10 protein-coding genes are annotated in these 16,570 nt (G+C 44.7%); all 10 read right to left on the reverse strand.

Annotated elements, in window-relative coordinates:
* The coding region (locus AC6I5A_RS03520; protein ID WP_034611722.1) for a restriction endonuclease at positions 1–1,187 on the reverse strand (1,187 nt) is incomplete at its 3' end.
* 61 nt (positions 1,188–1,248) lie between these two features.
* On the reverse strand, positions 1,249–2,721 hold the full coding sequence (locus tag AC6I5A_RS03525) for an ATP-binding protein (RefSeq protein ID WP_052167869.1): 1,473 nt from the start codon (positions 2,719–2,721) through the stop codon (positions 1,249–1,251).
* Position 2,722: 1 nt separating this feature from the next.
* Positions 2,723–4,735, reverse strand: a complete 2,013-nt coding sequence (locus AC6I5A_RS03530; RefSeq protein ID WP_052167870.1) for a hypothetical protein — start codon at positions 4,733–4,735, stop codon at positions 2,723–2,725.
* Between the two features lie 4 nt (positions 4,736–4,739).
* Positions 4,740–6,371 carry a nuclease-related domain-containing DEAD/DEAH box helicase gene (locus AC6I5A_RS03535; RefSeq protein ID WP_034611724.1) on the reverse strand — a complete coding sequence of 544 codons (1,632 nt, stop codon included), beginning with the start codon at positions 6,369–6,371 and terminating at the stop codon, positions 4,740–4,742.
* A gap of 2 nt (positions 6,372–6,373) precedes the next feature.
* A complete protein-coding gene (locus tag AC6I5A_RS03540; RefSeq protein ID WP_034611726.1) occupies positions 6,374–8,263 on the reverse strand; it encodes a DUF1998 domain-containing protein in 1,890 nt (629 codons plus the stop codon).
* A gap of 12 nt (positions 8,264–8,275) precedes the next feature.
* On the reverse strand, positions 8,276–11,731 hold the full coding sequence (locus AC6I5A_RS03545; RefSeq protein ID WP_034611727.1) for a helicase-related protein: 3,456 nt from the start codon (positions 11,729–11,731) through the stop codon (positions 8,276–8,278).
* A complete protein-coding gene (locus AC6I5A_RS03550; protein ID WP_034611729.1) occupies positions 11,724–12,800 on the reverse strand; it encodes a hypothetical protein in 1,077 nt (358 codons plus the stop codon). The genes AC6I5A_RS03545 and AC6I5A_RS03550 overlap by 8 nt, the downstream gene beginning before the upstream one ends.
* The gene (locus AC6I5A_RS03555) at positions 12,797–14,785 is read right to left on the reverse strand and encodes a DEAD/DEAH box helicase (protein WP_034611731.1); all 1,989 of its coding nucleotides are present in this window, start codon (positions 14,783–14,785) and stop codon (positions 12,797–12,799) included. The genes AC6I5A_RS03550 and AC6I5A_RS03555 overlap by 4 nt, the downstream gene beginning before the upstream one ends.
* A complete protein-coding gene (locus AC6I5A_RS03560) occupies positions 14,785–16,317 on the reverse strand; it encodes an ATP-binding protein (RefSeq protein ID WP_034611733.1) in 1,533 nt (510 codons plus the stop codon). The genes AC6I5A_RS03555 and AC6I5A_RS03560 overlap by 1 nt, the downstream gene beginning before the upstream one ends.
* Positions 16,307–16,555, reverse strand: coding sequence for a helix-turn-helix domain-containing protein (locus AC6I5A_RS03565; protein ID WP_034611734.1), 249 nt, complete (start codon positions 16,553–16,555; stop codon positions 16,307–16,309). The genes AC6I5A_RS03560 and AC6I5A_RS03565 overlap by 11 nt, the downstream gene beginning before the upstream one ends.
* Positions 16,556–16,570 lie beyond the last annotated feature (15 nt).

Below are 16,570 nucleotides of genomic sequence, written 5' to 3' on the forward strand. Positions count from 1 at the left end.
CTATTTGAACAGAACAGCCCATAACCTTCTGCATTATGTTCTTTCATCAAATCTTCGATTTCTGACACTTCTTTTCTATCTAAACTCTTTTTGCTATGTTTGCATTGAAATATCCACTTGCTCCGCTCCGTTTTTTGTAATCTTCTATATTCTTCATCTGCCAAAATGTCTATTCCTCCATCGGGCGCATTTGTTTTTCCCACACATTTAACATCTAAATATCCGATACTATTCAACAAATCAAAACAAAGCATTTCAAATTCTTCGGCTGATAAAGAAGAGAAATCATAGCTTGTTTTTATTGGTATATTTGGCGCAATTCTTTTCAACTCATGTATCTGCTTTGATAGAAACTCATACTCATTTATGAAAGATACTTCATTTATTCTGACCATCACTTCCAAAAATTTCAATCTTTCAATCTCAACATAAACCAAATGCGAGAAGTCGCTATAATATTTTATGTTAGAACTCTCGAGGCTCTCATATTTTTCTGCGATTTTTATGAATTGTTTGATATATTTGCTGTCAATAACAGCTATTTTATCCGATTGAGAGCTTTTAAATATAGCGTAATTAATACCAATGTAGATATCATTAGCCTCGATAAATTCCTCAAAACGAGCGGTTGGAAGTGCTGTTCCTATGTCGTTTGTAAATATCATAGCATTACCCTGTTCGGACATCAGCCTATCGCCATCCAACTTAAAATTACTATTATCTTTGTAATCATTGTCTTTAAAGACTAATTCGAGTAAAGCCTCATTGTATTTGTAAAACACATCAATATCATTTTCAGAGAGTATTTCGCAAACACGTTTAACAAAATCAAAGTCGAATTTATCACAACAATAACCAACATTATGTATACACATACAGCTTACGTCGTCATCTTGTTGTTTAACAAGCCTATAATTTGTGACAACTTTGTTTTCCAATAGATTTACAACGCTTTTGTAATATGAAAGTGTTGTAATGGCAGAAAAAATCTGCATATCAAGCTCGTAGTGCATATCGCAATTTTCATCGAAAACGGCGATGTTTAAATCGAATGTGCCATTGTAGTTAACGGTAACGGTAACATCTCCGAAAAAGCCATCAATAAATAATTGAAGACCTTCTTTCTCGTCTAATGCCTCACATGGATAGTTTGTTTCTATTGCGTCAAGAAATTCTTTTTTTGTCATATTATCCTCCCGCAATAATTGTTTCTTCGAACAAAATATTTCTTATCTCTGTTTTCATCATTCATCGCTCAAACACCACAGTATTTGGAACAAACTCCTTGATGATTTTCGTGATTAGCTCATTTGATTGTTGGCTTTCGTCTACACAGAGAATATCGAACACCCGCTCCAAAACTTTCTTCTGCTCTATGGTGATGTTTGTCTGTAAGTTCAAAGCCTTGTATTTTGTGTTTGATTTTTGCGCGCCAATCAGAATATCGAGAGCCGCCACCAGTTCTGTGTGATTCACTTGCTCCGTTTCGGCTTTGGATATCAGGGTTACCTCTGGCATAACAACAGTGGTCGCGGATTCGGTATCGGGCGTGGTTTCATTTTGGGCGAATTCAATTATGCGCTGTGCCTTCTTATCTGAACTCCGTTGGTTGGATGTTTTTCTTATATCAGCAGAAATTTCGTCAGCCCAAGTCCTCAATTCAGAAATCATTGCGGAATAGGCGGCGTTCTTCTCCATCTCATCGCGGCGTGCATTGGGTATTAACCTGTCAGAAAGAATGTGAAGTTCACCGAGCAGCCACCCATTAAACCGCTCGTCTTTAAACACGTGATTCAAAGTGGTTTTGTCCCCGATAAGAATATTGCCTTTTCTCACACGAAGCCCTTTAATTGCCTCGTCTTGCAGGGTGCCATAAAAACTCGTTCTCGCATACCAAAGGTAGGCTACGATTTCACCTTCGTAGCTAAAAACCTTGGTTTCAACTTCAGAGATATTATCCTCGAGTTTTCGGAGGCGGTCTGAGATTACGGTGTCACGGTACGCCTTCATAACGGGAGTGCTTGTTTTTCCGTCGCCCACAAAAATATTATAGCTTGATGACGTGAAGCCATAAACCTTCAGTTTGGACTTGATAATCCTACCCCAACCGAAAGTTCTATCGAAGTCAACCGGTGCAACTTGCTCAAGGTATTCCTGAACTCTGTCCACATCCAATATGCCGTCAGTATCTTCAACCCCCGTCATTACGACATTGAAGTAGTGCTTTGTCCGTGCTTCTCGTTCGACCTTGACCGTCACCACATCGGAGATAAGCGAGAGCAAGTCAATATCGATATTTTCGTTGAGCATTCGCTCACAAAGAGTGTGGGCATCAAATTCAATAACCGTCCGCTTGTCTTCACCGGCGGCGGAGGTCTCGAAAATTAGGGTGTGGCAATATGCCAACCCCGCCAAACGCCCGATTCCTCGAAAGCCTCGCGCATTTGTAAACCTTTTTGGAGAATGGCCAATATCCAACAGATACTTGCCAGCGTAATCAACGCCTATACCAGTGCCGTTATCGGATATCCGTATAGACTGCCTCTCTTTGTCGATTACGAGGTCAATTCGAGCTTTATCCGCTTTCACCAGCTTTTCAGACACGGCAATATCAATGGAATCGACGGCATTCTGAATGTACTCGCGGTATATGTCTTTCGGTCGCTCGTACATACCTGAAGTTAGGGTTTCGAGTGTGAATTTTCCTATCGTGATTTCCACTTTACTTGACCTCCTTTCTATAAACTTTCTGTAGTAGGGCAATGATTTCCTCGATTTTATCGAGTATGACTTCACCTGCGATTTCATCTTCGTTTTGCTCTCGTAAGGTTTCTCTCAGCTGCTTTGACTTTTGGTATAGACGAGCTTCAATTTTCTTCTCGTCACATTCAAGCCCCAGCCGCATTATATTTTTCAACTCAGTATCTGATATGGCATTTGCCGTCCTATACCGCAAAGCGATATCAAGGCTGCGGGTGTCTAACACAACCTTTTTCAAATCCTTTTGCGCCTTGTACAAAGCGTCAAAGACATTTGTGGTCAGATAAGGCTCCTCAATAAAAGCTCGGATAACATCGGTGATAAAAACCGTTCCTTGGAGCGTAAGCATCCCCTTGAGACAAGAGAATTGGGTGTGTGCCGAATGGATTACATACCTCAACAGTTCGCCATACAGCAAGGGGAACTCAACCTTAATGTAAGTGAGCATATCAGCACCCAGCCCTTCAATGTTCCTCAAAATGCTCAGATAAGACAAATTGTAAATGAACATCTTGCGGAGCGTTGGAGTGTTTGCTCGACCGTAGTTGTCCATTGAGAAATCATTATCTTTGATGAGTTCCACATAGCTTATGTAGTCGTCACCCAAAGAACGGTAAAGCCTTGTCCATTCGTCAATCCGACCGTGGTTTACCTTCCACTGGGCATAGCGTTTTTTTCTGTCTTCTTTAGATTCGTTATTGCGCTCTACAAAGTGTCCGCGAAGTCCGAGAAGGTCTTCCGGCATAGCGAGGTTTTCTATAAACTCCTCTGCAGTGGTGCCAAAGTCCGCTTCAAAGAACGAGCGGGTGGATACACCTTTGCCCTGCGTTGGAATCAGCATCCGCTGCACGGCACGGAGGTATTTTTTATTCCAGTGCGTACCGACAAAAGACCTATCTATAGCGTTGAGCGGTATATATTTCATCGGGAAAGAGAAGATATGCACCCTCCCGTCGTTTCCATATTTAGCGTTTAGTTCATCGCAGAAGTCCATTGAAATCTTCATGCGGTTGAACAAATCCCGCGGTGTATCAGCGGAGTAATGCTGACCCTTGCCCGTAAAATCTTCACCATTATAAAGGATGTAGTTCGACAAATACTTAATGTCGTTCTTGGCACAGAGTTCCAACGCTCTTTTATACTGCTCCTCGTCCTCAATATGGTCAAACGCTATGCGGGCAGGACTAATCGCCAACTCACCGAGCCGCTGCGCTTTATGCTCGTTCAACAGTTTGGCATCTAACCCTTGGTTAAAGTCAATGTAGCGTCGGAGGGGTTTCCCAGTGTGCGGGCTTGGGTAGGTGCAACCTTTTCCAAAGCCCAGTTCTATCAGTTCGTCAATAATGTGGTCGAATTGATTCGAGCGCAGCACATTATTGTCCATCAGGAGCAAGTAGCGTTTTGCTCCGAAAAGTCTATCCACCTCGGCAATCTGCTTGCGGATTGAGAGATAAGGCACATACTCAGGCTCAAGGGTTTGCACGGCACAGAACTGGCACCTCATTCCGCAACCGCGTGTCATGTAGAGGAAGTAAGCGTCGGTAGCCGGGTATTTATAATCGACATCATCCAGAATGTCGTAGTCTGGTGTTAGGCGATCAATGCATTTTTCATCGCGCAAGCCAAGCGTTCCGTCACGATTAAGCAACCCTTCAATGAGTTTAATTGTCGGGAAAGTCTCCATAAACAGTTCGGGCATAAGAGTGGCCATAATACCGCCAACGAATACCATATGCAGGTCTTTAACAACTGTGAGAGCATACTCAATGCTCTTTTTGGTTTTTTCCCATTCGAAAGTAAACAGCGTCGTAACATAGACCCTGTCCCATTTTTTTTCTGCCAGTTCATCCGGCAGTTTTCCTTTTGCAAATACTACGCAGTCACCTAACCGCTTGTGGAAGGTTGAAATTTTCATCAACCCCAAAGGCGGATATTTATTTGCGTAATTTGGCTCTATTAGTAGAATGTCCTCCATGACATTAAGTCCTCCCAGTTTCTTCGAAATCCAATACATATAGATAAAATCTCGCCCGCGTTTGTGCCGTGTAGAGGGTTGCACGGACGCTATCGGTTTTCGGCTCGTTCTTGTATGTATGGTTTATATAAACAACGACATCCGATTCAAGTCCTTTGAACCCCTGTATCGTTCTGTAAGCTATTGAATCTGTGTCAGGCAAAACACGCTCACTACTGAGGTTATGCCCGCCGACAATGACGGTTTCACTCAGGATAGAGTTTTCCTTCTTTCGATTGCTCAAGATAACTATCTTCTGAGGAGCGACGCCCTCTCTATTAACCAACTTGTTTATAACAGAATCAATGAATGCCACGGCTTGTGCCTTCCGGGTGAACTTTCGACAATCAGGTTCAACGCCCTCAATCTGATTGGCGATAGTATCCAGTCCTAAGTTTGTCTGCTCTTGGGCATACCGGTAGATGTTCGCAGTGTTCCTGATGTTATAGCGAAGCACAAATGGTGGTTCGTCAATAAAGAACTTTTCACCAAAATTCCGTTTGAATATGTTTTGACTCTCATCGTAGAACACATAGAGAGAACCATTATCTTTTACCATTAAGTTGGCGCAAAAAGCCCAATCCTCGGTAAAGTCTTGTCCCTCGTCAACAACCAGCAAGTCATATCTTTGCAGGTTCGGTAAGTCGCCGATGAGGTTGCTGTATTCCTTGCACCCATTCTGCTCAGGTGCGGTTGCGACTTTATCCCTGAGAATTGAATACGCAAAAGAGTCAATGTTGTGGGAGTCGGCACGGCTGTCGTCAATAATTGCTGCCACATTTTCAGCTAATGCTTTGTTGTAGCAAAGATATAATGCCCTACCACCACCTTGCACGCAGCGAATGATTTTTTTGATTCCAATCCACGTTTTACCCGTTCCGGCACCGCCGACAATAAATGCTTTGGGATAGTGTGCCAACAAGTCAATAACTGTGTCCTGAGTACGGTTGATTTCGAGCAGTTCACGCTCTTTATCCTGAATTAGCGCACCCGCTGAAATAGACAGGGCAATGCGCTTGTTGACCACGTTAGTAAACTTCTTTTGGGCGTCAGGCGACAAAAATGATGTCGCACCACGTCGTTGATTCCGAAAGAAACGGAAAATCTCCGTCACACGTTTTTGCAGCTCATTCATTGCCGAAAGGTCAATGGTTGTTTCCATTGGCGAGCCGACAGAAATAGGCGAGTTGATTGAGTAGTTAGGGTATGCCACTGCGCACCCATAGACACCTGAAAACTGTGCCTCGACCTCGTCCTCGTAATACTTCTTAAAGAAGCGCATACTCTGTTCAGCTTGGTCATACGGAGAACGCTTCAGCTTGCGTTCGCCGTCGTGGTCAACCAGATACCATACACCGTCCTCAATCCGCATTCCCGTGCCGCCTTTAACCTCCACGCAAAGAAACCCGTAGTCGGGGTTGAAAATCAAAAAGTCGCACTCGCTGTCCTCTCTGATACCATTGTTTGTGGAGTACCACCTGACCGAATAGAAAACGTGGTACTTATCCGACAACTGCTCTTTGCAAGCGTTGAAAAACTTCACCTCAGAGTAGGCGTGGTAAACTTCGGGTATTTGAGCGGGGTGCATGATAGCCATAATCAGTCCTCCCAGAAACCAGTCAGCTTCTCTTGCTTCTGCTTATCGAAATATCCGCAGAGGAAGCCTCGGTCTAAATCTTTGTTAAAGTGCTGACACGAAACCTCGTTTAAGAACAGACATCCAGCACAAGCCTTTTCTTTATCGATGCAAATTGGGTCAAAGATACACTTCTTTGAGCGTTCCTTTGCATGTTTCAGCCAACGGTCAAAATGCGACTGGAACGCACTGTACAATGCGCCCATATTGAACCCCTGCGAATTCGAGCAATAAACAAATACGGCGGGGATGTTTGGCAGAATGTATTCCGAAAGTGAACTCTTGTCCAAGCCGCATATCTCCGATGCCTCATTTATCAAGGCGTGGGAGATACTGTGTATTAGGGTATAAACCCTTTTCGTAATTAACCCATAGGTATCGATTTCATCGATTGGTGTAAACGGAGTAATGCGGTCAAGGCGAACTCTGTCTAAGAACCACATCTTGATGCCGTAGTCGCTCATATCCTGCGGTAAGTCTTCATTCTGAATCAATTTATTGTCCAGCAACCAGTTCAGAACTCTGCGGCGGTCAAGTTCAAACAATACACCTTCAGTTTCAAGGCGGGTTGCGTATATATTCTTCTTTTCCATCTCCTGCGGAAAACCGTGTAGCTTAACTCCTTCCTGACATTCGCGTTCTTTGCGGGTATAGCCATAAGCCGCAAAGACGATGGGGACGCCAGAGCAGATTTGCACATTGGAAAATCCCAATGTCTTGGAAATGCCAACATAATCAGGCTTGATACCATCATTGACAATTTCAGCATCGCTTTCGGCAGCCTCAAGGGATAGGACGACCTTGGCGTTAACAAGTTCGTCGTATTCAAGAATCTCCTCGGCAATAGGTTTGATGTCATCAGTACTAACGACCGAAAGACCTTGCCCGACCCTCTCGATGGCTTCAAAAATCTTCCCACTTGGGTTTGACCGTCGCTTGGCATCCAGTACCATAGCAATGGTGGCTTCATCCAAGCCGCCAAGCCGCAGATTTTCCGCTTCTTTTTGCAGGGCTGTTTCGAACTCGTCTTCTTGGGTGACATTCCCCTTAGCAATGATTCCGGTGTATTCCTCTTGAGGTATCAAACCTAAATATTGACCAATAACTACTTTTTCGCCACGGCTTTCTTCTTCATTATCCAAGAACACATCTTTCCGCTTATCGAGAAGGTCGATAAGGGAAAGGGTGAAAGGGAAATAGTGTGATGAATCAAGCGCTGGTTTGATATCAAGTTTTGACTTGCAGTCAGGACAATAGAACGGCAGGTTAGCCTTTTGTCCACATTTTTTACAAACGAAATCAATACCGCTCCCGCGACGGGTCATATATTTTGTACCGTGTTCTTTGTTTTGGCATTTAGGCACGAAGATTCCGTCTGCATATCCGCACTTGCAAAAGCGAATCATCCTTAGTTGGGTCATATGCTTTCCACATACATCACACGGCTCATATTCGCGGCGTTTGAATTCATCGTAGCTATAATATTGCCGCACTCGCCCACACGAGTTGCAGACAAATACCCACGGCTTAACCGATGTAACAATAGCTCGTTCTTGTTCGCTGATCTTTGGGGTCAGTACATAGTAGTTTTCCTCGTTGATGACCGACGAAAAGTTAACAACGGACGCAGCTCCGTCTGGACTCCCGCTTTTGAACTCGCTTACACGCTGATTCACTATGCGGAGTAACCGCTTATTATTGATGCCTGTCAGATGAACGCTGTTCCAACGGTCAACGTGAACGGCATAGGTGACACCTCCGCCGCTTTGGGTAAAGTCCACCCAACTACCGGGTAAATACTTATACAAGGCTTGGCGAACCCCACGGCTCATTGTATTCTTGTTAGATGGCATCTCATTTCCCTCCTATCTCATCTCAACGATGAGTTGTTTGTCGGTGTCACGAAGGCTCAACATAACTTTGAAATAGCAATGATTGAAGACTTCGGTAATGTAAGCGTTCCCGTCAAAGGAGCCGTTTTTCAAATCATCAACCAACTGGTCAATCAATCTGTCAATTGTCTGCTGATAGAGCTTCCCGACTGCGCTATCATCATCGGAACATTTGTAAACGCCGTAGGCGTGTTTCTTTAATTCTGCCGCCGTAATCTTGTCTGCGAGCAATGCCGCCTTTAAGTTCGAATACTTGCTGACATCACTCATACCCGTTTCGTATTTCAGCAGATATAGGTAATGATTGAGAATCAGACTTGAAATAACTCCAGGCAAAGTGTGCTCCACCGCTTTCGTCGCCCAGCGGTTAATTGAAACCGAGTCTACAAGGATGTCTTTGTACTCATGGAACTTAATGAAATTCTTAAGGTAGCTCTGGTCTTTCTCCCGTGAGGGGCGCATAATGTCGATGACCACACCAGTATGCTTTCTGCCGACACGCGAGTAAGCCTGAATGTATTCAGCCGTATTGCCAGGTATACCATAGAAAAGCATCAGGTTGAACCTGTCGGCGTCCACGCCGTGAGAAATCATACTGGTGGCGGCAATCATATTGAAGTCGATACCGTCAATCATGCTCTCGGCGTGTTCAATGGTTGAAAGCGTAGCCCTGACCTCTTGGAATGTATCGTCACCTGTCATTTTCTTGGCAGTTAGGGGCTCAACACCTTCATCAATGAGTTCGGTATTGATAGGGTCTTCCAATGCCTGAAGCACTCGGTTACTTTCGAGTTTGACATTGTTATACTCAAGGATTATCCAGTATTCCTCAAATAAACGCTTAACCTCAGTTATCTGCTCCTCTTCTGTTCCTGCTATATCAATGCCGTCAAAAGCAAGGACTTCTTGCGGATTGGTATAAAGATTCCAGACCACTCGTTTCAGATATTGCAGCGAGTAAGCAACGCTGTTCACGATTGCCTTGCCGAATGGCGCATATCCGACAATGATTCTGCCAATGTCATTCTTGTCAATGAACGAGTAGAAGTTATGGTCAAGGTATGGAGAAGTGGCCGGGAAGCGAATTGCACCTTTCCAATATAAATGCTTGGCTTGTTCAGCGTAAGCAGAAATTGTAGCGGTTGCCCCGATTACCTTTATACCTCGATTGCATCCCGACAGATTCTTGATGAAATATTCAATCAAGGTTTCGTAATGAGCGTCATAAGCACCTAACGACTCACGTATGAGGTGCAACTCGTCCTGTATCATTAGAGTTGGTGCGGGGTCTTTCATCGATACTTTTTTGAAATCAGCGGGGTCGCATTGGCAACCGTAGACCAGACATTTTGTCTTTGAAGTAAACCCGTGCTTAGGGCATTCGAACTCCGCTCCAAAAAGAAAGTTGTGAAAGTTCGAGTTGAATCCAAGCGCCGTCATCTTATCTACGGTAGAAATGATTACAGACGGCAAATATCTGTATATATCGTTATCTACCATATAAAGCGGAATAACGCCCTGTGAGGCACACTCCGAATTGCTGCAAATGTGCTTCAGCGAATTGGCATCGGCATCATAAACCACGTGAACGTTCTCCTGCCCGCAGAACGGGCAAACATCGACCAGACGGTATTTCCCGTCCAACTCATCCGGAGAGAATTCAAGTAGCCTCCTTTGAAGGTCTTTATCGATGTTATTTGGCGTATTGCCATCACCAACATAATATCCAAGGCTAAACGAGCTACCGCCGAGTCCCTTTGTTTGGCGGATTACCTCGGCAGCAGCAAGAATGTTGGCAACGCGCTGAACCTGTTGTACAGACAGCAAACGGAGTGGGTACTTCAACATCGCAGTGACACCATAGTTCTTGCCACGCAAACGGTCAAAGAATAGATTGAAAACGAGAATGCCTAAGAACGCCTCTGTTTTACCACCGCCAGTCGGGAAATAGAGGATATCAACATCATCCGTTTTAGCTTTGCTTTTGATGTCGTCATCGAGCATTAAGTCTTGCTCGTGTGCCACAACATCGAGAATCAACGAAACGATAAAGACAACTTGAAACAGACGCCAGCTGTCATAGCCCTTGCTTTTGGCGGAATCTCTGAAGGCTTGGTTCATATAGCGGAAGGCATCGCCGAGCATATTGTGTTTGCTGAGCAATTCAATGCCAGTAGCAAATCTCGTCATTTCCAACTTAAATGCAGCAATCTCATTATTGAACTGCCGCACACCATTCGCCGTGAGAGAACTGTGCCGTCCGTTAAAGTCAGCTTCCCAACGTCCCAGTTCTTTCTGCATCTCCGTGTGAATGTTTTTGAGTGTCTTGACAGGATCAGTAATCAGGTCTTCAAACTTTATTGCCATTTTATCATTAGTCTTTAAGCGGTGCTGAATGAAGTACGGCACATGGGTTGTCTGTATCTCGATGTTGTCCTTATCGTATAACACATTGCAGTTGTTCCCCAACGCGTAAACGAATCTGTCATACTTGTAGTCATCAGCAAAATAGTCCAGTTCAATCGGGACAAATTCCGTGTCAAAGCATTTAACTTTGATGCCCGAATTGAATAGGGTACCTATTCGATATTTATCTGTTTTTGCGGCAGACTGCCCAAAGCCCGCACTTTCGTCTCCCCAAGGTGTCTCGTTGCTGAGAGCAACAGTCACATTGAGGTGGTCACCGCTACCTTTCAAGTCAACGCTAAGAGAGTAGTCGAAGCGGAGGAACATATCAAATTCCTCACGAGTTTGTTGCTTCTTGATATACGCCTGCCAAGCCTCATCCGTTAGCAAGTCGTCAATTTTGAGTTTGTCTCTGAACTGACACGGCATAATATTTGGGCGAGCTTTCGCCTCAGCGCAAAGAGCCTCCACCTGTCGCTTAATCGCTTCATAAAACGGAGAATCTGTCGGCACACTTCCGCAATCAAACTTTGGGTTGTAGATGTCCGCAATTTTAACTTCGACGAAGGCTTTATCCCTGTCGATGGCAATTTTCTCGTAAACTGGCAAAAGCTGAACCTTGTGGGCTTGCATCTCTGCGGTTAGCTTGCCGGTGCTGAACGCCTCAGCAAGTGCAGGAAATTCTGCAAACTGGGATTCGGTGAATGTGGATATAAAGTTCTTCCTGAAGAATTCCTGCTGCTGGTCGAGAGTCGGCAACACTCTAAAGAAGAAATTGCCCTGCGGATAAATCTGCAATGCAGCAGTGCCTATATTCTTTTTGGGGATACGGAAGTCAACGCTGATTTGCTTAATCAGGACGCTCGACGAAAAGCTGTCCTCCGCGCTTTGCGGCGACAGTTTGCCGACATAGATACGATCTTCAGGGCTATTGAATAGCCATTGATCTTTGTCAGTCCCAGATACCGCAGCGACGAATCTGTCAATGATGTTACTTGCCAAAACTTCTCTATTATTAGCCATTTATCTTCCACCCCTTTTCATCAAGCCTGTCGGAAACGAACTTTCCTTTTAAACCGAGATTGGACACAACCATCTCGAAGGCTGTGCGAGATACATTGCTATCGATCAAAGCCCCTAAGCTGCTTAAAACCGATAAGGCTTCTAACCAATCGCCATAACTCTCAATTGAGCAAGTTATAGAATCACCGGAACCTTCCACCAAGTACTTGAAGTGTTTTTCAAAGGCATCGAATAGGTCGGTTATCTTGTCCCAGTTCTTGAAAAATGACGACATTGTTATTTCAGTCAGCCATATCAGCAAGGCGATATTCGTATAAGCACCGATTCCGCTTTGGCAGACTCTTTCAGCTTCTTCTAATACGCTTCTCCAGTGTGAATATTTGTCCTTACTTTCGTCATCGCAAGTGACTGAAATCAGATAATCCAAGTACCCTCTGAAATTTCCGAGCGAGGCATACTCCTTTTCGCCATATGCAATCAAGTCGGTTGGCTCAGATGTATCGGAATAAGCAACAGATTGCGTATGCGAGGCACTTGGTGTATATATGCTGGGCGATATGACCGCCTCTTCTCCATCGTCCAAGTCAAGCGGTTCACCGGTAATAATTGTATTTGCGGCAACTTTGCCTGCGCCATAAGCCGTCTCTCCGCACAGGATGTTTTTTTCGCTTTTGGCAATCTTTTCAACGGCGAGTATTTTGCCAACAACGATGTTTCCTTCAGCGGTAATAGTCTCTGCGTCGATTTCCTGAGCGAAAATCCTATCGTTCGTTTCAATGCTTTTTGCACGGACATCATTTGCCCAGATTTCGTTCTGAACAAGAATCGTGCCGCTTACATCGCACTTACCAAGACATACAAACCTGCCCTTGACATCTACTTCGGAGGCTTCAATGGTTCCCAAAACTATCAAGTCAAAGAGGGCGGTTATCTTTCCGTCGCATTTGATATCCGAAGCAACAATGTAACTGGCTTTGAATGTTGCTTCATCGCACGGCTTGAACAAAGGCAAGATAAATCGTCTGCCTGACGCTATTGCTCCTTTTGTTTTATCGTCGTATGTAGTCACTGTATTTCCGCACCTCCCATTGAATCTCTAAGCAAATCCATATAGATGGACTCCCCGCGTGGGGCTGATAGGATAATTGTTAGTTCATCTTTCGCACGAGTGCAAGCTGTATAAATAAAGTTAATATTCTTCTTAAACGCTTCGAGTTTATCGGGTAATTGCTCTGCCGTTGCAGAAGCAAACTCACTTAGAACACGAACCTTTTCATGCGTTCCAAGCGGACGCAACCCAGCCAAGACTACTGCTCGAAAATCAAGTCCGAGAGAACCTTCAATAGTTACGGCTGTTACCCCGCGACGCGAACCGTAAGTTACCCCTTCTGATTGTCCTTGTTTCAGAAAAGCTGGCGGTTCCCACCCATTAGCATGGAAATATTGGAGTATATATGGCCAAAGTTTGTAATAGTGCGTCTGCCATCCCTTTGTGATATATTTTGCGTTCTCGTTGAAAAGGACTATGGCAATATCGACCTCGCTGAGACCTTTGTCTACAATGAGATGCTTGATTGCATCTCCAATAGCATTTGCTTCACCTTGGTTGCTTAGGTCTGAGAGTTCAATCAGAGACGGCGCACTTCCATGTCTGTAAGCGGTGCCACGCAAGAACAATTCAGGATCAGAGGTAAGGTCAACGCCCAAACCAAGACCGAGGCGTTTTGCGGCTTCTACATAATGGTCAATCGCATCGTTTATCGGCTTTGAATTCCGATAGTTTGTTTCAATCGGAAGCGTTTTACCTCTGTATTCTGGGTAGGCTTTGCCGCCACCCTGCCATGGTGCTTTTCCATGTCTTATATTATTCTTGATGTCTTGTGACTTGTCCCCAGCGATTACAAAAAAATGGTCATCCGCATTCTTGCTCTTGAGCAAATTGAAACAGAACCTATACCATTCAGGTCGGAATATCTGCACTTCGTCAATGAAAATACCGCAAAAGCGTTCTTTGATTCTACCTTGTGCTAAAGCATTATTGGCGGCTTCAAATATTCTATCGAAGACGTCTCCGTTTGCTCTGTATGAAGACGGCACGGGTAGACCATTGCTTTCTAACAATGTTCTGCATAAACCGAAAAATGTAGAGCAACGAACATTTCGATCTGAGAACCCTGCTTGTGCTATAGCCCACTGGTAGTAATTGTTTAGGTTTCTGTTGTAGCAGGTAATAAGGAACTCCTCGCTCGGATTAAGACTCGCCAATTTGAAGCACTTTGAAATAAGCAAGACACTTTTACCGCTGCCTGCACAAGCGAGGATAAGTTGATTTCCCTTTGCAATTTTGTTGATAATATCAATCTGCTTGCTATCCAGCCTATAAGATTGGACGGCTCTATCCGAAGTGTCCATCGCTCCATCCATCCCCGCGACAATACCATTCTCATCTAAAATGTACTTGCGAGGTATTGTTATTTCGGGGCAAAGCCGTTGGAACACATTATTTACGAAGTCTTCTTGAAGTGCGTCACCAACACCAAGATAATTCTTAATGCTCTCGGCTCCACTTTTTCTTATCTGTTTGATAGTATCGTTGAAAAGGACATGGTCATGGCAAAATTCTATTTCATCATCATTAAATGTGTCACAAATTTGTGCCGCTTCAAATCTTGGTAGCACGAAGCACACATTCAGTGCAAAACGCAACTTGCCACTTTCATCGGTTAGATAGCGACTCTCTTCAAGGCGTTTGGCAATATCACTAATTAACGTTTGGTATACGACAGGATTGCCAAGCGCCTTTAAAGTCATTTGCGCGACCGCCTCATTTTGCACATCTATAAACCTAAATAAGAGTATCCCTTTTTCCACGAGCAGTAGGTTGAACAGTTCTGGTTGCTTACCGTCTCCGACATCTTTCCTTCGAGGATTAATATGTAACACAAAATAAGCCATCTCCTCGTCAGAGAAAGCCCGCTCGACTGTCCGCAGGAATGACTTCTCATCAACCGATAGTTCTAACTGCTCGCTTTTTTCGGGATAGACTTGGAGCATTATTTTTTACCTCCTGACTTCAGTTCCTCTAAGAATTCACGGTACAGGCTATCAACGGTCGTGCGCTCAAAATTGCGTGATAATACCTCCATCATCGCCTGAACGACCTTTTTCTCTGCCTTTGAAAAGTTGGACGGGATGTCCCTCTTTACCCTGAAGTTCGTCGACTCATCTACTTCATCCACAAGTGTAGTGAGCCGTTCCATCAGTGCCGTTTTCTGCTCTACGACTTCAACAGGGGCGTTTTTTGGAATAGCGTAAAGGTTGCGTCTTGTCGCGGCAAGTCCTGCTGCTACCTGCTCCTTTTCGGCAGATGAATGAAAACCCGTTGTGAGGACTTCCTCAACCTTGGCAACATCTCGTTCGACCTTTTTAATCGTCTTTTGCATCGGGTTGTTTCTAACCTTGGACGCCGCTCGGATTTTGTCGGTTATCTCCGTGCCGATTGTATCCCTCAAACCAATGGTAAACTCTGAGAAAGAGGTGTTCTTCTCAAAATCGTCGCGTCGGGCGTTAGGAATCAGGTTAGGGGAAACAACATAAACCTCGCCAACCGCCCAGCCGTTGAACCTGCTTTCTTTGTAATAAGGGGCGAGGGTGCGCTCGTCACCGATGAGAATATTGCCTTGACGTACCCTGACCCCGGAAATACGCTCGTCTACCAGCGTTCCTGAAAAATCTGTATTGGCGTACCAACCGTAAGCCATCATCTGCTGGCTGCCATCGTTTATGCGAAAGAAGGAAAGGCTGAGGATTTCATCTTTCGATACACCCGCACGGGAGTTCGCCTCATAGGTCGCCTTATAGGGCTTGTAAACTTGCGAAAGCGACTCAAAGGAGTCGCCGATGAACACGGGGTATTCCGCAATGGTTATTCCGTTCTCCGCTAACTCTTTTTTTATTTCTCGACCCCAGTAGAACCTATCTCTGAAAGGTATAGGGGCAACCTGCGAGATATAATCTCTAACCGTTTCCAAATCCAAGAGCGAGGAAATGTCATCGACTCCCTCCATCTTAACGATGAAGTAGTGCGCCGAGGATTGTTCCTGCAAAACCTTAACATCGGTGACGGCTTCAATAACACTCTGAAGATTGTGTTCCGTGCTTTGCCCCGGTACTAAAAGGGCTTTCAGCTCCTCACAATCAAAAGAAATGAGCGTCTTTTCGTTTTCGCCTAACACCGTGGTACAGAAACTGAGTTTTTTGCAATACGAAAGACCGCCAAGACGACCGATACCGCGGAAACCGCGATTAGTTGTATGTAGCTTGGTTGAATTGCCGATATCGAGCAGTGTCTTCCGAACTAAATCTTTCTTAATGCCTGTCCCATTGTCTCGGATACTGATTTCCTGCCTTGAGCCATCAACGATAATCTCAATACGGAAGTCCTCCGCCTGCATTAAACCTTCTGCAAGCGCAGTATCAAGTGAATCGACCGCATTCTGAATATACTCTCGATAGCACGACTCTGGCTCGCTGTACATACCAGTTGTTAGCGATTCGAGAGTAAATTTGCCGATTTCAATCTCCATCACGAAGTCCCCCGTTTAGTTCTTTTGGGTCAGTATCTTCTTTTTCAGCCGCCGCGCCTGACCTCAGCCATTCGTCTATCTCGGAAATCTTAAACCGCCACTGCCGTCCGAGTTTGTGCGCTGGCATATCCTTCTTGTTGATATACTGCAGGACGGTTTCACGGCTCACGCTGAGATACTTCTCAATCGCAGCCATTGGCTTCCATTCTTCGAGATTGTCGATATTATCTTTTCTCATTTATCTTTGCCTCCG

It is taken from the genome of Desulfosporosinus sp. Tol-M2 (assembly GCF_059735615.1).